The 17670-nt window shown below is 59.6% G+C and carries 15 protein-coding genes; 8 read left to right on the top strand and 7 right to left on the bottom strand.

The window, feature by feature from the left end:
• The first annotated feature begins 13 nt into the window (after nt 1–13).
• The 5 genes from ureA to ureC all read left to right on the top strand — a co-directional run bounded on the left by ureA (nt 14) and on the right by ureC (nt 3573).
• Nucleotides 14–316, top strand: a complete 303-nt coding sequence (gene ureA / locus JFT87_RS07770; protein ID WP_008085431.1) for an urease subunit gamma — start codon at nt 14–16, stop codon at nt 314–316.
• A gap of 9 nt (nt 317–325) precedes the next feature.
• Entirely contained in the window at nt 326–859 is a 534-nt protein-coding gene (locus JFT87_RS07765; RefSeq protein ID WP_201200206.1) for a GNAT family N-acetyltransferase, read from the top strand.
• 6 nt (nt 860–865) lie between these two features.
• On the top strand, nt 866–1402 hold the full coding sequence (locus tag JFT87_RS07760; protein WP_201200205.1) for a GNAT family N-acetyltransferase: 537 nt from the start codon (nt 866–868) through the stop codon (nt 1400–1402).
• Complete coding sequence (locus JFT87_RS07755) at nt 1399–1707, top strand: urease subunit beta (RefSeq protein WP_109627750.1); 309 nt, start codon at nt 1399–1401, stop codon at nt 1705–1707. Before JFT87_RS07760 ends, JFT87_RS07755 begins: the two co-directional genes overlap by 4 nt.
• Nucleotides 1708–1872: 165 nt before the next feature.
• Nucleotides 1873–3573 carry an urease subunit alpha gene (gene ureC, locus JFT87_RS07750; RefSeq protein WP_201200204.1) on the top strand — a complete coding sequence of 567 codons (1701 nt, stop codon included), beginning with the start codon at nt 1873–1875 and terminating at the stop codon, nt 3571–3573.
• A 112-nt stretch (nt 3574–3685) separates the two neighbouring features.
• On the opposite strand, the gene JFT87_RS07745 is transcribed toward ureC, so the two are convergent.
• Nucleotides 3686–8689 carry an NEL-type E3 ubiquitin ligase domain-containing protein gene (locus JFT87_RS07745; protein ID WP_201200202.1) on the bottom strand — a complete coding sequence of 1668 codons (5004 nt, stop codon included), beginning with the start codon at nt 8687–8689 and terminating at the stop codon, nt 3686–3688.
• Between the two features lie 245 nt (nt 8690–8934).
• On the opposite strand from JFT87_RS07745, the gene JFT87_RS07740 reads away from it, so the two are divergent.
• Nucleotides 8935–10062: a sensor histidine kinase gene (locus tag JFT87_RS07740; protein ID WP_201200201.1), complete on the top strand. Its 1128-nt coding sequence runs from the start codon at nt 8935–8937 to the stop codon at nt 10060–10062.
• Between the two features lie 85 nt (nt 10063–10147).
• On the opposite strand, the gene JFT87_RS07735 is transcribed toward JFT87_RS07740, so the two are convergent.
• Together JFT87_RS07735 and JFT87_RS07730 are read right to left on the bottom strand one after the other, a co-directional pair.
• Entirely contained in the window at nt 10148–10453 is a 306-nt protein-coding gene (locus tag JFT87_RS07735) for a chaperone modulator CbpM (protein WP_201200200.1), read from the bottom strand.
• 27 nt (nt 10454–10480) lie between these two features.
• A complete protein-coding gene (locus JFT87_RS07730; protein ID WP_201200199.1) occupies nt 10481–11428 on the bottom strand; it encodes a DnaJ C-terminal domain-containing protein in 948 nt (315 codons plus the stop codon).
• Nucleotides 11429–11725: 297 nt separating this feature from the next.
• Here JFT87_RS07730 and JFT87_RS07725 point away from each other — a divergent pair, with 297 nt between their 5' ends.
• Nucleotides 11726–13000, top strand: coding sequence for an Hsp70 family protein (locus tag JFT87_RS07725; protein ID WP_201200194.1), 1275 nt, complete (start codon nt 11726–11728; stop codon nt 12998–13000).
• A 144-nt stretch (nt 13001–13144) separates the two neighbouring features.
• Here JFT87_RS07725 and JFT87_RS07720 read toward each other — a convergent pair whose 3' ends face one another.
• The 3 genes from JFT87_RS07720 to JFT87_RS07710 all read right to left on the bottom strand — a co-directional run bounded on the left by JFT87_RS07720 (nt 13145) and on the right by JFT87_RS07710 (nt 15539).
• Nucleotides 13145–14158: an AI-2E family transporter gene (locus JFT87_RS07720; RefSeq protein ID WP_201200192.1), complete on the bottom strand. Its 1014-nt coding sequence runs from the start codon at nt 14156–14158 to the stop codon at nt 13145–13147.
• Nucleotides 14159–14372: 214 nt separating this feature from the next.
• The gene (locus tag JFT87_RS07715) at nt 14373–14678 is read right to left on the bottom strand and encodes a PsiF family protein (RefSeq protein ID WP_201200190.1); all 306 of its coding nucleotides are present in this window, start codon (nt 14676–14678) and stop codon (nt 14373–14375) included.
• Nucleotides 14679–14750: 72 nt separating this feature from the next.
• Nucleotides 14751–15539 (bottom strand): AraC family transcriptional regulator, encoded by a 789-nt coding sequence (locus tag JFT87_RS07710; protein WP_201200188.1) that lies wholly within the window; start codon nt 15537–15539, stop codon nt 14751–14753.
• Between the two features lie 98 nt (nt 15540–15637).
• Between JFT87_RS07710 and JFT87_RS07705 the strand changes: the two genes are divergently transcribed.
• A complete protein-coding gene (locus tag JFT87_RS07705; RefSeq protein WP_201200187.1) occupies nt 15638–16525 on the top strand; it encodes a DMT family transporter in 888 nt (295 codons plus the stop codon).
• A 112-nt stretch (nt 16526–16637) separates the two neighbouring features.
• On the opposite strand, the gene JFT87_RS07700 is transcribed toward JFT87_RS07705, so the two are convergent.
• Nucleotides 16638–17516, bottom strand: coding sequence for an esterase/lipase family protein (locus JFT87_RS07700; RefSeq protein WP_201200186.1), 879 nt, complete (start codon nt 17514–17516; stop codon nt 16638–16640).
• Nucleotides 17517–17670: the final 154 nt, after the last annotated feature.

Here is a 17670-nt window from a genome sequence, read left to right as displayed (position 1 = left end):
ATGGATTCCAACGATGGACCTGACCCCACGCGAAAAAGACAAGCTGTTGATCTTCACCGCCGGCCTAGTCGCCGAGCGGCGTTTGGCTCGCGGCGTGAAACTCAATTACCCGGAAGCCATGGCCTACATCTCCGCGGCGTTGCTCGAAGGCGCCCGTGACGGTCGCACCGTGGCCGAGTTGATGCATTTCGGCACCACCCTGCTCAGCCGCGAACAAGTGATGGAAGGCATCCCGGAAATGATCCCGGAGATCCAGGTTGAAGCGACGTTTCCCGACGGCACCAAACTGGTCACCGTTCACCAACCCATCGTCTGAGGTCGCGTCATGACTTATCTCATTCGCGATGCGCTGCACGCCGACCTGCCCGCGATCCGTGACATCTACAACGATGCGGTGCTCAACACCACGGCGATCTGGAATGAACAAGCCGTGGATCTGGGCAATCGCCAGGCGTGGTTTAGCGCCCGGCAGTCCCAGGGTTATCCGATTCTGGTGATCGTCGACGGCGACAACGCAGTGCTGGGCTACGCTTCATTCGGGGACTGGCGGCCGTTCGACGGGTTTCGCCACACCGTCGAGCACTCGGTGTATGTGCGCAGCGACCAGCGCGGCAACGGCCTCGGCCCACAACTGATGAGCGTGCTGATCGAGCGCGCCAAAGGCTGCGACAAACACATCATGGTCGCCGCCATCGAAAGCGGTAACGCCGCTTCTATTCGTCTGCATGAGCGCGCCGGTTTTGCGATCACCGGGCAGATGCCCCAGGTGGGCACCAAGTTCGGGCGCTGGCTGGACCTGACCTTCATGCAACTGACCCTCAACCCAGGCGCGGAGCCGCCAATCGCCAACAAGGAGTGACACCCGATGAACGCCGCCCAACTGCGCCGCGTGAATGTTGAAAGCTTTGCGCACTATCGCCAGGGTTTGATTGATTTGCTGTTGGACGCCGTGGGCTATGGCGCCAGCGTTGGTTTCATGGCCGATCTGGATGCGACCCAGGCCCGGGCCTATTTCGATGACGTCCAGGCCAACCTGAACCTTGGCAATGTGTTGCTGTGGGTGGTGGTCAAGGACGAGCAGGTGCAAGCCAGTGTGCAACTGACCCTGTGCCAGAAAGCCAACGGCCTGAACCGTGCCGAAGTGCAGAAACTGCTGGTGCGCGAACACGCCCGCCGTCGCGGCCTTGGCCAGCAATTGATGAGCGCCCTGGAGCTCGCCGCCCGCCAACACAAACGCGGCATGCTCTACCTCGACACCGAGGCCGGCTCCCCCGCCGAAGACTTCTACAAGGCCCTGGGTTACACCCGCGCCGGTCAAATCCCCGACTACGCTTGCGACCCGGCCGGCAATTACCGGCCAACCGCCCTCTACTACAAGATTTTGCAAGGAGTGAATGGATGATTCCCGGTGAATACCAGATCCAGCCCGGCGACATCGAACTCAACGTCGGCCGCCGCACTGTCAGCCTGAAAGTGGCCAACAGCGGCGACCGGCCAATCCAGGTCGGCTCGCATTACCACTTTTTCGAAACCAACGACGCCCTGACCTTCGACCGCGCCGCCAGCCGTGGCATGCGCCTCAATATCCCGGCCGGCACTGCCGTGCGCTTCGAACCGGGGCAGAGCCGCGAGGTCGAGCTTGTGGATTTGGCCGGGCATCGCCGAGTGTTCGGGTTTGCCGGGCGGATCATGGGCGACCTCGACTGACGCCGGTCCTTGTGGCGAGGGGGCTTGCCCCCGTTCGGCCGCGCAGCGGTCGTAAAACCTGCCACCTCGGTTCATCAGATAAACCTCATCAACCAAATTGCGGGCGCTTCGCACCCGAACGGGGGCAAGCCCCCTCGCCACAATAAATTTGTGCAAGGAATTCCGATGAAGATTTCCCGTCAAGCCTACGCCGACATGTTCGGCCCCACCGTCGGTGACAAGGTCCGCCTGGCCGACACCGAGCTGTGGATCGAAGTGGAAAAAGACTTCACCACCTACGGCGAAGAAGTGAAATTCGGCGGCGGCAAAGTCATCCGCGACGGCCAGGGCCAGAGCCAATTGCTCGCCGCTGAAGTGGTCGACACTGTCATCACCAACGCCTTGATCGTCGACCACTGGGGCATCGTCAAAGCCGATGTCGGCCTCAAGGACGGGCGCGTCGCCGGCATCGGCAAGGCCGGCAACCCGGACGTGCAGCCGAACGTCACCATGGCCATCGGCGCCAGCACCGAAGTCATCGCCGGTGAAGGCATGATCCTCACCGCCGGCGGCATCGACACCCACATTCATTTCATCTGCCCGCAGCAGATCGAAGAGGCGCTGATGAGCGGCGTCACCACCATGATCGGCGGCGGCACCGGCCCGGCCACCGGCACCAACGCGACAACCTGCACCTCCGGGCCCTGGCACCTGGCGCGGATGCTTCAAGCGGCGGATGCGTTCCCGATGAACATCGGCCTCACCGGCAAGGGCAACGCCAGCCTGCCGGAGCCGTTGATCGAGCAGGTCAAGGCCGGCGCCATTGGCCTCAAGTTGCACGAAGACTGGGGCACCACGCCCGCCAGCATCGACAACTGCCTGAGCGTGGCCGACCAGTACGATGTGCAGGTGGCGATCCACACCGACACCCTCAACGAATCCGGCTTCGTCGAAACCACCCTCGCCGCGTTCAAGGGCCGCACCATCCACACCTACCACACCGAAGGTGCGGGCGGCGGTCACGCCCCGGACATCATCAAGGCCTGCGGGTTTGCCAACGTGTTGCCGAGTTCGACCAACCCGACGCGGCCGTTCACCCGCAACACCATCGACGAACACCTCGACATGCTGATGGTCTGCCATCACCTGGACCCGAGCATTGCCGAAGACGTGGCGTTCGCCGAAAGCCGCATTCGCCGCGAGACGATTGCTGCCGAAGACATCCTCCACGACCTCGGCGCGTTCTCGATGATCAGCTCCGACAGCCAGGCCATGGGCCGGGTCGGCGAAGTGATCACCCGCACCTGGCAGACCGCCGACAAGATGAAAAAGCAGCGCGGCCCGCTGCCTCAGGACGGTGAAGGCAACGACAACTTCCGGGCCAAACGCTACATCGCCAAGTACACGATCAACCCGGCGATCACCCACGGCATCAGCCATGAAGTGGGCTCGATCGAAGTGGGTAAATGGGCCGATCTGGTGCTCTGGCGCCCGGCATTCTTCGGGGTCAAACCGACGTTGATCCTCAAGGGCGGCGCCATTGCGGCGAGCCTGATGGGGGACGCCAATGCCTCGATCCCAACGCCACAACCGGTGCACTACCGGCCGATGTTTGCCAGCTACGGTGGCTCGCTGCACGCCACCAGCCTGACCTTTATCAGCCAGGCCGCGCAGGACGCCGGTCTTCCCGAGGCGTTGGGTTTGAAGAAGAAAATCGCTGTGGTCAAAGGTTGCCGCGAGGTGCAGAAAACCGACCTGATCCACAACGACTACCTGCCGAACATCGACGTTGACCCGCAGACCTACCAGGTCAAGGCCGATGGCGTGTTGCTGTGGTGTGAGCCAGCCGAAACCCTGCCGATGGCCCAGCGCTATTTCCTGTTCTGAGTGGCTGAGTAAAAAGCCTGGAGGCGTTCGCGCGCCTCCAGGTCTGTTTACGGCGCGACAGTGAACGGTGGGTAAACCCTTTGCAGTTTCGCTCGCTCAATGGCTTGTTGCGTCAGGTTTTTCTCCAGCGTCCGCAAAGCCTCAAACCGGGTGATGTCATCCTCATGCTTGAGAGACTCCAGCAGTTCGTCGAACTCCTTGCGAAAGGTTTTCTCGAGGAAGCGCTGCCACAATGGCTGCTCCAGAATCCGCGGCGCCAGCAACTCCCCTCCTCCAGCGCGACCACTCGCTGGTACGCCTCCTCGATCATTTTTTCGGAGACCCCTGCGATTTTCCTGAACAACATGCCACGCGATTGCCACGGTAAATCCAGGCGTTCGCCCAGATCGGTCATGTAGGCCAAGTGGACTTCCACCTCATCGATGGTGCCGGTAACACCGTCGGCCCCCTCGCGTCGAAACGTCTCCCCTGCTTTCAAGCGATCCGCCACATGCTGCCGGGCGATCTGCCCCAACTCGTCAAGGCGCGACTTGCCGCGAGCCAGCGCCACCAGCTCGGCCTCGACCAGATCAGTGTTGATCAACCCGTACGCTTCATGCACCAGCACTTCGACGCCCATCGCGTTGAAAAATTGTGCACCGGCATCCGCGCAAGTCGTCGAGGCAACCGCCTCGGCGAAGATTTTCTCGCGCAATGCGGTGTTCTCGTACATGGCGAAAATCATTCGCCAGACCTTGGCCGTGAGGTCGGTTCGGTAACTCGGATCAGTGGCCTGGAAGTCGGCCGACGCGGTCAATTTGCGCAGTTCTTTGAAAAACGGCTCGGAGTCGAACTCGTCTTCAACCTCGTCCCAAAATGGCAGGCGCGCATTCCATTCGGCCTCGCTGAGGCCCTCATCCCAGAGCGAGTTGTCGATGGTCCCGCGAGACGGATAAGGTCGATCCGGATCGAGCCCGACTGACTCAATGTATTGCTTGAGTTTCTCGAGATTCTGCGCGGAAAGATAAAACGGCGTGCGAGTCACATTGGTTCGCGCGATCAATTCGGCAGAGGCTGAACCCGGCGCGACCTCCGGCAGTTCGCTGATCTGGTTGAAGCGCAGGTCCAGGTACAGGTTGCGCGGACGCTGTTTGGCAAACAAGCCAATTGGCCACTGATCGATGCCCGTATTGTCCAGCGTCAGAATCGCCAAGGCAGGCATCTGACTGATGTCGGGCACTTGACCGAGAGGGTTGCCGTCGAGCTTGAGTACTTGCAGCCGGCTCATCGCACGCAGCCGAGCGACGCTTTCGGCGGTCAGCGTTATCTGATTGTCCGAGAGCGTCAAAACACGCAGATAAGGCATGTGACTGATGTTTTCTGGAAAGTCGCTCAAGCGGTTCTTCCACAGATCGAGTTCGCGTAACTGCCGAAAGTTGCCGAGAAAAAGCTGTTGGTCACTGAGTATCTGACCGTTGCGCAGGCTCAGCGCGGTGACATGGTCAAAACTGCCGCTCAGGAGTGGCATGTTCAACAGATGGCGATCCATTGGCAGGCCATCGAGATCCAGCCTCTGTGCCCGGATCACACCTGGTGCCGGCGGCCCCTCAGGACCGGTGCGCTGCCAGCACTGGCGCAGCATCCGATAGATCTTGTTGCGTGCTGTCCATTCGGCGACCCCTTCAGGGCTGAAACGATACCTTAGGCTCATGTCATTCAACCAGCGCTGGAAGTCCAGGTTGAACAGGCTGAATTCACGCTCCAACGCCGCCACGCGTTGCTCCATGGCGGTCTCGCCAAAGCTGCGAAGCAGCGCCTCCACCTCGGCATTGCTAAAGGCAGGATACAAAGAACCCACGCGACGCTTGAGCGCCGACCAGCCTTCGGGGCGTAGCGGATAGCCTCGCATGCCGCCGCGCAGGCGCATGTGTTCGGGGTCATAAGCGGGCTTGCGAATCGGATGATCCAGCAAAACCTTGTCGAACTGCTCGTGGCTCAGCGGTGCACGGAGAATCGCTTTTTTAAGCAGATCGCCCTGAAAAATTTCAAAACCCAGCGCTTTTCGCTGTTCATCGGGCAACGCATGCAACACCGCGCTGTAGAGATCCTCGGCGCTGTGCAGATGCAACCCTTGGTCATCGCGCGCGTTGAAGAGCCCGTCCTCATCAGCGATCAATACTTTGCGGATCGGCGCATCCGGGGCACCAATACTGGCCCGCAACTGACCGGTGAAGGACAGGTCGCGAATTTCGATGCGAACGTCAGGCGACCAGCCAGGCAGGTTCGCCATCGAGCCCAGCGCCAGACGTTGGCTGTCAGACGTCTCCAGATGTTCAAGGTACAGGCCTTCGAAAGCACGACTCAGGCGAACCCTGGTGGCTGCCGCACGCAGTTGCTGACGTAGTTCGAGGACGACCTTGCCGCTGTTGTCCAGCCTGTCCAAAACCTGCGGGTCGGCCTCATTGAGCACTTGCTCGATCACACTGCACGGCAATCCGGGATTATCGCCTTTCAACCTGCGCACGCGGCTATCGGCGGAAACATCCGCGTTGGAGTATTGCGATTCGAACACCTGCGAACTGCGTTTGGTCGCACGCTGCACCAGGACCTCGCGCAGCGCCTGAATACGTACCGCGCGATCGCTGGAGATCCCATGGCCGAGCAGTGCTCCGATTTGCGCCTCGTTCAAAAACCCCAGCACCCTGCTTTCAAGCTGTCCGGTCTGGAGCTCCCGCTGGGTGACCGTCAGTATGTTGGCCGGTGTGGCGTCCGCGTTGCCGTAGGTGACAGCGTCTCGATGGGCCGGCAACGGGTCTTTCAAGGTGATGGCTTTTTCCTCGGGCCAATGCGGTAGCTCAGTCATCAACCCTGGCAGGTAACCGGCCAGATGATTGCTGATGTTGCCGCTACGGATCTGCTCGTCGAACTGGCTGACCGAGGCATGCAGTTCGAAGCGCTGGAGGGTGTCGGTCAGTAACGATGGCGGCAAATCATGCTCGACATGCAGACGCCGCAGCACACCTTCATCGATGTTGCTGACTGTGAGCACCTGCTCCAGCGTGGACTCGCTGAAGGTAGCGGCCAACGCGTTGACGCGGCGCAACAGTTGGGTCTTCTGCCACTCGAGCGGCTGCTCGGTTTCGCTCTTCCAGGCGCCCGCCCGATTATGCTCGACCTTTGGTGCATAGGCGTCGGCGCGAGTCGGGTGTTGCATGCGGAACTGGTCGCTGAGCGGATTCTGCGTCAGGACGTACTGTTTTCCCTCAAGGTGCAGCAGCTTTTTACCCTGATGCGGATACAAGCCGACGTCATCAGCCGAGGTGCCACCAGGCAGCACGACTTTATGTTCGTACGGCGTCAGATCCGGGTTCCACATTTTGCTGCGGCCATCCTCCAGCGAAACCGCTTTGAGGTTGTCGACAAAGGGCGAAGGTTTGATCGCTGCGGCACCTTTGGGCAGAACATGGCCGGCGCTCATCAGCGCCAGTTGCGCAAAGTTGAGGATGACGCTGTTGATGTGCGCGCACGCCTCTTCTTTGTCACCGTGACTCCAGTCTTCGATGCCTTCGGCAAACTCCGCGAGCAATTGCGCGACCATCACGCCAAGCATCACCTCACCGACCCCAGGCACCAGCATCACGGCGAAGTTAAAGATGTTCCAGCCAATATCCAGATAGCTGATCAGCCGATTCCAGCGGCTTTTGGCGTCTTCATCGCCGGTCGGCACGGCGATCAGTCGCGCATCACTGAGCGCCTTATCGCGCTTGCGCCGATACAGGTAATCCCAGAGATCACCCGGGATCGGCACCGTGATCGGTTCGACGTGAGGATTCTCAACCGGCGTCTCGCGCCACCAAGGCCCCATGTCCAGTGGTTCACGCTGGTGCCAGGTGATTTCCTTGAGGCGCTCGTTGGCCCTCTGGAAGAATGTCGGCTTGTCTCTTTGGGCCACAAACCGGCTGAAAAACTGTTGATAGGAGGTGTCCAGCAACTTCGTCGCCAAGGCTTTCATGAACGCCGTCAGCGATGGATATTCTTTCAGCGGATGAAGTGGATCATCCGGGATGTAGGCGATTAACCGCCCGTTCAGAATACTTTGATCATAAAAGTCATTACGCCGCGCCATTTCAGCCGTTACAGCACTCGGCCCATTGGCGAAGACATCCGTGAGGATCTTGTACTTCTCATAAAGATTGTCGTTAAGCCAGGGAGTACGCCGTGACCAGTCAAACAAAAACTTCAATTCTTCGGGTATGAGCCCTGACAGAAATTTTTCTATCTCGCTTTTTTCTGCCACAGCACTGAACAGCACAATGCCGGACAACTCCAGCCCCAATATCCGCAATCGATGCGCCTGCAATGGGCGACCGTGATAGCTGACTGGGCTTTGCCCGCTGATCACATCGTTGATGACGGCCTCAGCGTGAATGCTCAGGTCAGCGTTGATCCCGGCGACAGCCGCAGCCACTTTCAGCGCGGACTGTTCCACCGCCATTGATTGCGTCTTCAGCGTCGCCTGCTTCGCCGGTTCACCGGGGAGCAACAACGCCTTGAGGTGTTGCTGATAGAGCGCGCCGACGTCCAGCGAGCGGCAGACGCTGGCGATTTCACCCACCGTGGTGCCGTGCTGCACGGGCGTCCCGTCGGCATCGGCAACATACACACCGGAACCACTGCGAAAGTAGCCGTCCTCGGTCTCTGCCGGTTCGAAGTTATGCAACGCCGCCGCCAGCAACGACGAATGCCGTGAGCGCGTCGCGCCCCGGTCGATGCCGAAAATGATCTTGTCCGGGACATAAAGCCTGAGCATCGCCTTGTCGACATCCAGATCGACATTGAGCTGGCTTTTGAGTGCCTCGATCAGTAATGGTCGAGCAAACGCCTCAATATTCTGCTCGAGCGTACTCAAGGTCGAATCGACTTCGCCCTGCAGTTGCCAATGTTTTTGCACAAGTACTTTCAAACGCTGATGCGCCGCTGGCGCCTCTGCCGCAAATGCCTGCGCAACATTCAGATTCGCTTCAAGCGTTTCCAGTCGATGGGGTGGGGCTTGTTTGATCGCCTCAGGAATAAGCCCGGTTATCACGCCATGGTGCGGGCCTTCATTGATCGACACTTTATTTGTAACAACGTCCATATGCACAATCTCGTCATCCAATAACTTGAGCTCAGATTACGGATGACTGAGAAAAACAAAAAACCAAAATCCTGTTGAAGAACACGCTGAAAAACCCATAACTTCGCAGTAATTAGAGAGCCGAAAATACATATGTACCGCACCCAAAAAATCCCCGGGAACCGGGCATCAGCGGTCGCGTATTTCTCGCCAGAGGGGCTAATATTCGAATCGCTGTCCATCGATTCACCCTCAGGTAACCGCTCATGCGTCTTTGCGAGTTCATCGTCTGCAACGTTGACCCGATCATCGCGGAATGGGAGCAGTTCGCCGCCACCATCACACCCGCTGCCGAACATATGGACGCCGAGGCCTTGCGCGATCATGCCCGCGCCATCCTGCTGGCCGCCGCGCGGGACATGACCACCGTCCAGACCGCCCATGAGCAGGCCGCCAAGGCCAAGGGCGACGGTCCGGAAAAATCTCCAAGCCTGGATCAGGCCGCCGCCAGCCATGGCGAGTTGCGGCACACCTTCGGTTTTGATCTGGTGCAGATGACCTCCGAGTTCCGCCACTTGCGCGCCTGCGTCATTCGTCTGTGGGTCAACAGCCTGCAGACGCCAGAGCTGGCTCACTTCCAGGACATGATCCGGTTCAACGAAGCCATCGACGAAGCCCTGGCCGAGTCGACCGCCGCCTATGCCGAGCAGGTCAACCACTCGCGGGACATCTTCCTGGCCATCCTCGGCCACGACCTGCGGGCGCCCTTGCAGGCGGTGAGCATGTCCACCGAACTGCTGCAGCGAAAAATACATCTGGAAGGCGACGCCCTGACTTGCGTGCACCACATCCATCGTGGCACGCGGCATATGGCGGTGATGGTCGGTGATTTATTGGAGTTGGTGCGCAGTCGCCTGGGCAAGAGCCTGCCGATCGAACCGGTGCCGATGGACCTGACCGACGCGGCGCATGAGGCGATTGCCCTGGCCTGTGCCGGCAACCCGAATTGTTCGCCGGTGCTGCACATTCACGGTGACACGCGAGGCGTATGGGACGCGGGCCGTATCGATCAATTGCTGCAGAACCTGATCGGCAACGCGCTGCAGCATGGTTCGACCACTCAACAGGTGACGCTGACGTTGCAGGATGAGGCGGACGCGGTGTGCCTGTCAGTGCACAACTTCGGCACACCGATTGCCGAGGAGGCGTTGGGGACGATTTTCGATCCGTTGGTGCGCAGCGCCGATGAAGAACTCGGACAGCCTTCGACCAGCCTGGGGTTAGGCTTGTTTATCGTCAAAGAAGTGGTCAACGCTCATGGCGGGACGATTGAAGTCAGCTCGAATGAGGCTGACGGCACACGATTCAGCGTGGTCTTGCCGCGAACCTTGTAGGAGCTGCCGAAGGCTGCGATCTTTTGATTTTGTTTTAAAAAGACAAGGTCAAAAGATCGCAGCCTGCGGCAGCGCCTACAGGGGCTCATTCGATTACCAGGCGTGCCAGGCGTTGTCTGAGCATCCGGTTCTCGGCCCGCAGTTGCTGGACTTCTTCAAGCAGGTCCAGTGCCAGGGCGACACCTTCCCATTCCAGTTCCAAATCGCGCCGCAGTTTGGCGGCGCGCTTGGCCAGGGCCAATTCGTAATCGTTGAAACGCCAGTCCTTGGGCAGTGCACCCTGAGGTTCGAGGATGCCGTGTTCGACGATTTCGATCACGTAGACGTCCGACAAGTCGGTCGCCTCACAGAATTCTGCCATGTCCAGTTGAACGATCAGGGGACTGCTCATAGTCAGTAGCTCCAGGGTTCTAGCGGATCAAAAGTTTTCTCTTGGGTCGAAAGCGGCTTTCTTCGCCAGCTCTTGCCACAACGCCTTGACCTCATCGTCCGAGGTTTTCGGCATGACGGCTTTAAGTTGCACGAACAGGAAGCCCCGTTCGCCCTTCTTGTTCAGCAGACCGTGGCCCTTGGCGCGCATGCGCTGGCCGTTCTGGCTGCCGGCCGGGACCTTGAGGTTGATCTTGCCGGTCAGGGTCGGCACGGCCACTTCGGCGCCCAGCGCCAATTCCCAAGGTGCCAGCGGTAAAGTGATTATCAGGTTTTCGCCTTCAATATCGAATTTCGGGTGCGGCGCGAAGCGGATGATCAGGAACAGGTCGCCATTGGCGCCGCCACCGATCCCCGGAGCCCCTTGGCCCTTGAGGCGAATACGCTCGCCGTCGGTCACACCGGCCGGGATCTTCACGTTCAGGCTTTTGCTGGTATTGCTGACATGCTGGCCGGCAGGGTTGTACTGCGGCACCTGGAAGGTGACCTTCTTCGATTCGTTCGAGAGGGTTTCTTCCAGAAAAATCCCAAGTTCCATTTCCACGTCTTGCCCTCGACGTCCAGCACTGCGACGCGACTCTCCACCACCAAAACCCGGACCCCGGTTGCCGAAGATCGAACTGAAGAAGTCCGAAAAATCGCCCGAGTCCTGACCACCACCGAAACCACCGCCGCCACGACCCTGCCAGCCTGGCGGGCCCTGGAACGGTTGGCCGTGCTGGCCGTATTTGCGCAAGTCGTCGTACTCGGCGCGCTTGTCGGCACTTTTCAGCGCTTCATAAGCTTCCGAGGCGTCCTTGAACTTTTCCTCGGCGTCTTTTTCCTTGCTGACGTCCGGGTGATATTTGCGCGCCAGCTTGCGATAGGCGGCCTTGATCGCCTTATCGTCTGCGGTCGGCTCCACACCGAGAATCTTGTAATAGTCTTTGAAGTCCATCTAAGGATCACCATCCGTTATCAAAATCGCGCCACCACCGGCAGCATGCACGCATTGGCAGCCGCCAGGTTGACCGATCTCAAGGTTGTGACCGGGCAGCGCATCAGAAGTTTATCGGCAGCGGTAGTCGGTTCTTGCGACCGCCGATTGGCTGCCAGGGTCGATGCAGACAAGTTTGGGGCATCCGGCCAGCTTATCAAGGCGTTATTCGTGGCGATTTAGCGGATAGTCGGCCTTCGATTCTGCGCCGCACTGGCATACACTGCGCGGCCGTTTTTTAACCGGAACTTGAAAGACATGAAAAACGCATCCCCAGCCCGTGCCTGTGGTATCGACTTCGGCACGTCCAACTCCACCGTCGGCTGGCTCCGCCCCGGCATGGAAACGCTGATCGCGCTGGAGGACGACAAGATCACCCTGCCCTCGGTGGTCTTCTTCAACATCGAAGAACGCCGCCCGGTGTACGGCCGGCTGGCGCTGCACGAGTACCTGGAAGGCTACGAAGGCCGGCTGATGCGCTCGCTCAAAAGCCTGTTGGGTTCCAAGCTGATCAAGCACGACACCAGCGTCCTCGGCACGGCGATGCCGTTCAAGGACCTGCTCGGCTTGTTCATCGGCCAGTTGAAGAAGCGCGCCGAAACCGCCGCCGGTCGGGAATTCGATGAAGTGGTGCTGGGCCGCCCGGTGTTTTTCGTCGACGACGATGAAATGGCCGACCAGGAAGCCGAAAACACCTTGGTGGATGTGGCTCGCGCTATTGGCTTTAAAGACGTGTCGTTCCAGTACGAGCCAATTGCGGCCGCGTTCGACTACGAGTCGACCATCGAAAAAGAAGAACTGGTGCTGATTGTCGACATCGGCGGTGGTACCTCCGACTTCTCGCTGGTGCGCCTGTCGCCTGAGCGTCGCGACCACGACAATCGCCACGATGACATCCTCGCCACCGGCGGCGTGCACATCGGCGGGACCGACTTCGACAAGCAACTGAGCCTGCAAGGCCTGATGCCGCTGTTCGGCTACGGCAGCCGGATGAAGAGCGGCGCCTACATGCCCACCAGCCACCACATGAACCTGGCGACCTGGCACACCATCAACTCGGTCTACTCGCAGAAATCGACCCTGTCCCTGGGCAGCATGCGCTACGACATCGAAGACACCGGCGGCATTGATCGCCTGTTCAAGCTGATCGACCAGCGCGCCGGCCACTGGCTGGCCATGGAAGTGGAAGAAACCAAGATCCAGCTGACCCACGCCGACAGCCGTCACGTGCCGCTGGACCGCATCGAGCCAGGCCTGAGCGTTGAACTGACCCGAGCGCTGTTCGAGTCGGCCATCGACAACCTGCTGGAGCGGGTGCGCAACAGCGTCACGCAATTGCTGAACGATGCCAACGTGCGCGTCGATCAGGTTGATACGGTGTTCTTCACCGGCGGTTCGAGCGGGATTCCGGCGCTGCGCAACAGCATCTCGGCAATGCTGCCGAACGCGCGGCATGTGGAAGGGAACATCTTTGGCAGCATCGGCAGTGGTTTGGCAATTGAAGCCATGAAGCGTTACGGCCCGATGGACTGATCTGACACCTTGTGGTGAGGGGGCTTGCCCCCGTTCGGGTGCGCAGCAGCCGCAAAACCGGCACATGCGGTGTGTTGGAGAATTGAGGGCTGCTTCGCAACCCAACGAGGGCAAGCCCCCTCGCCACAATAGATCAACAGCGAATCAAACCATCCCGATCTGCTTCAACTCACTCTTCAAATACGCGTAATAAATCGGCCCCGCCACCACCCCCGGCAGGCCGAACGCGGCTTCGAACACCAGCATCGCCAGCAGCAACTCCCACGACTTGGCACTGATCTGCCCGCCGACAATGCGCGCGTTGAGGAAGTACTCGAGTTTGTGGATAAACATCAGATAACCCAACGCGGCCACCGCGACCCAGATCGACAGTGACAAGCCGACGATGGTGATCAGCGTGTTGGACATCAGATTACCGATCACCGGCAGCAAACCGAGCAGGAAAGTCAGCACGATCAGGGTTTTGGTCAGCGGCAGTTTGATCCCGAACATCGGCAGGACCAGCGCGAGGAAAATCGCGGTGAAGAAGGTGTTGAGCAGGGAAATCTTGATTTGCGCGAACACGATGTTGCGAAAGGCTTGCACCAACAGATGCAAACGGTCGAACAGCGCGGCGGCCAGCGGCCGGCGTTTAGTCACGTCGGGCACACGCTGCAAGGCGATGATCGCCCCCAGTACCATGCCGATCAGCAGCGTCACAAACATGTGCGCCGCGTCCTTGCCCACTAATTGCAAATCGCTGAGGTGTTTGGTCATCCATTCGCCGATCGCCACGCGGAACTCGGCCGCGCTGGCCGGCAGGTAAACATCGATGAACGGTGGCAATTGCCCGCGAGCGCGGTCAACCACGTGCATGAATTTGTCGAGGGAAGCCCCGGGATTTTCCGCTTCATGCAGCAGAAAACTGATAGCACCAGCAAAGATCAGCGCCAGCACGCTGACCACCAAAGTGCCCAGCAGCGCCACCGCCAGCCAACGGGCGCGGCGACCTTCGATCAGCCGCTGCAGTTGCGGCGTGAGCATGTTGACCAGTTCGAACACCAGCAACCCGGCCAACAGGCTGGGCAACAGGCGCAGAGGGATGACCAGTAGCAAACCACCGAAGATGATGACCCAACTGATTAACAGCAAGACGTGACGTTGAGAAAACGTTGGCATACAGCCTCAAAACGAACGGCGTAAAAGGATGGGCAGTCTGCCAGCGATCCGAGGTCAGCACTAGGTATATGCGGTTCGCCCCATCGGGCCTCATCGCTGGCAAGCCAGCTCCCACAGGCTAAGCGTTGAACACAAATTCAGGGAACAGCCGAAATCCCTGTGGGAGCGGGCTTGCCCGCGAAGAGGCCAGCCCAACCGCCACAGATTCAGATGATCACTTTTTCTTCAGGCAATCACTCATGAAGGTTTTCCGCGCATCGCCCTTCAGCGCCTGGGTGGCGGCGGTGGCGTTGCAGGTTTTCATTTTCTCTTGCTGCGGGGTCAGGACTTTGGCGTCATTGGCCGCCGGCGTGGCTTTGAGGCATGTGCTCATGAATGCTTTGCGCTCATCGCCCTTGAGGCTTTTCGCTTGAGGGTCGGCATTGCAGGCGGTCATTTTGTTCTGTTGGGCCGTGGCGGCGAAGCCTTGGGAACAGAGCAACAAACCGATCATCAACAAAGGGACACGCAACATCTTCATGGAGTTTTCTCCTTGTTACCGCACCGATGGATGCGGCCTCGCCCTGAAGTGTAGACAAAGCCTGTAACACCTTCACCTGCCCTCAAGATGACTGCGTCGATACTGCTCCGGCGTGCACCCGGCCTGACGCTGAAACATCGCGATAAACGCCGAACCGGTGCTGTAACCCATGTCGAAGGCGATGTCCTGAATGCTGCGCTGACTGTCCAGCGCTTCGATCGCCGCCAGAAACCGCAGGCGTTGCCGCCATTCGCCGAAGCTCATGCCCAGCTCACGAACGAACTGCCGGGCCAGGGTCCGTTCGCTGACGTGTATCTGCGTCGCCCAATCGGACAACGGCCGGTTATCCCCAGGCTCGGCCTGCAAGGCTTCGAGTATCCCGAGTAGCCCAGGACTGCTGGCGTAGGGCAAATAACAGGCATGCTCCGGTGCTTGTTGCAACTGATCCACCAACACCTGGGCCAGGCGCACGTCGGTTTCCCGCTCGGGAATCTTCACGTCCCGGGCAGCGAAGTCCTTGAGAATCGCTTTGAGGATGTCGCTGATGGCCAGGGTGCAGGCCTGTTGCGGCAGATCCCGACACAGCGACGGTGCCAGGCACACCGCGCGGTAGTTGATCGGCTGGTTGCTGTAGAAGCTGTGCTCGGTCTGCGGCGGTACCCAAACGGCGTACTGTGGCGGCGACATGAAGCGACTGCTGCCGATTTCCATGTGCAACACACCGTTGGCCGAATACTCCAGCGTGCCCCACGGGTGGCGGTGGGCCGAAGCGTATTCGTGGGTGTCGAAGTCGGCGTATCGGAAGTACACCGGGGCCGGCAGTTCGCTGAAATCCAGCAGATCGATGTGTTTACTGCTCATGCTGTCCGTCATCAAGGGCCGATTGTCTGGATCGAAGTATAGGCTTGTATCCAGACAAGCGGATAATTGCCCCTCATCAACGTTCTGGTTTCTCTCTCATGCAATATGCGTTTCCCCTGCTGGCCATTTTCATTTGGGCCGGCAACACCGTGATCACCAAAATGTCGGCCGGCGCGATATTCCCCGCCGAGATCGGTTTCTACCGCTGGCTGCTCGCCGGGATTTTGTTCACGCCGTTCATGCTTAAACCGGTGATTGCCCACTGGCCAATGATCCGCCCGAACCTGGGCAAGATTTTCGTCCTCGGCGTGCTCGGCATGGCGGTCTATCAAAGCCTGGCGTACTTCGCCGCGAGCCTGACCACTGCCACCAACATGGGCATCATCCTGTCGCTGATGCCGTTGATGTCCCTGGCGATGGCGATCGTCAGCCTCGGCCAACGCCTGACCGCCGGCGCGCTGGCCGGTGCAGTGCTTTCCTTTGCGGGTGTTTTGGTGGTGGTGTCGTCCGGCAGCCTCGGCGCATTGCTCGAGCACGGGGTGAATCTGGGTGATGCGATGATGCTGATCGCGACCCTGGCCTATGCGATCTACAGCACGCTGCTGAAAAAATGGCAGCTGCGCCTGCCACCGCTGGTGTTGCTGTATTTGCAGGTGTTGGTGGCGGTGGTGGTATTGTTTCCGCTGTATGCCGCTTCGCCGAAAACCGGTTTGACCGTGCAGAATATTCCGCTGGTGCTGTATGCCTGCCTGCTGGCTTCGATGATTGCGCCGCTGGCGTGGATGCAAGCCGTGGTACGCCTGGGCCCGAGCCGGACCACGCAGTTTTTCAATCTGCTGCCGTTGATTACCGCGCTGATTGCGGCGGTGGTGCTGCATGAGCAGTTGGCGATGTATCACCTGGTTGGCGGTTTTTTGACCTTGGGTGGGGTGATTCTTTCGGAGCGTTGGACCACGGTGTTGGGCCGCAGACCAAGCATCGCCTGATCGGGCCTCGTCGCTGGCAAGCCCACCCACCAGGATTCACTTGTTCGCAAAATCTGTGTTCAACACAAAACCTGTGGGCTTGCCAACGATGAACGATGACTCGATCTGAAGGTTAAAGGCCGGCAGCCTTGAGGCGCGCCGCATGCTCGACAAACAACCGCACCGGATCCGCGCCCTTCCCCACCAGCCCCAGCGACTGGTTGACGATGTCGAAGTGATCCATCGGATATTCGTCACCAATCACCGTCCCCAGATGCGAGCTGTAACGCCCGACCATCCCGTCGCAATGCCCGACTTCGCGCACGAAGGTCGTGGCAAACAACCGGCAACTGCGGTTGGTCCCGTCGAACAGATTGCCGCCGCGATCCGTCTTGCCCGGCTGCAAGGTCCCGGACCAGGAGTAATAGCGCACGCCGTTAACCTCTTCCGGCCCGTGCCCGCCCCAGGTTGGCGGCAAGCCCTGTGGATAACGCTGGTTGAACAGCGCCACGCCGTCAGTGGTCAGGGATTCATGGGAGGCGTGAATATCCACCGGCAGTTTCGGCCCGCGATAACCGGTTTCCAGCAGGCTCATCAAGGCGCCGATTATCCGCAGCAAAACCGCAAGCAACCGCCCTTTCGCGCTGTCTGCCGGGTAATGCTTGTGCAGGTAGTCCGCCAGCTCCGACCCGTGATTCGGCCCGGCCACCGAGGTGACTGAAGCCACCCGATCCGGGCGTTTGGCGGCCGCATAACGCGCCGTTAGCGAACCCTGGCTATGGCCGATCAGGTTGACCTTCTCGGCACCGGTCTCGCGCAGGATTTCATCGATTCGCGCCAACAACTGCTCGCCCCGCACTTCCGTGGAATTGAGCGGCGACACCTGCACCGCCACCACGGTCGCCCCACCCCGGCGCAGTGCCGAGATAATCCCGTACCAGTACGGGTACAGCAGCAAGCGGATAAATCCGAGCATTCCGGGGACCAGCACCAAGGGGTAACGCGTCGACATGAGCAGACATCCTTAAGTTCGGTGAATAGAGGCAAGGCCTGCAAAACCCCCGCCAAGCATCCCTGCTGAACATGACAGCACAACCATCAGCCTGCTTCGACGATCTTTTCGCCCCTCCAGATCCGATAAAACTTTTTGCAATGCTCATCACTCA

The sequence above is a fragment of the Pseudomonas sp. TH15 genome (genome assembly GCF_016651105.1).
Taxonomy (GTDB): domain Bacteria; phylum Pseudomonadota; class Gammaproteobacteria; order Pseudomonadales; family Pseudomonadaceae; genus Aquipseudomonas.
The sequence above is the reverse complement of the archived record's forward strand: the minus strand, read 5'-3'. Positions and strand labels throughout refer to the sequence as shown.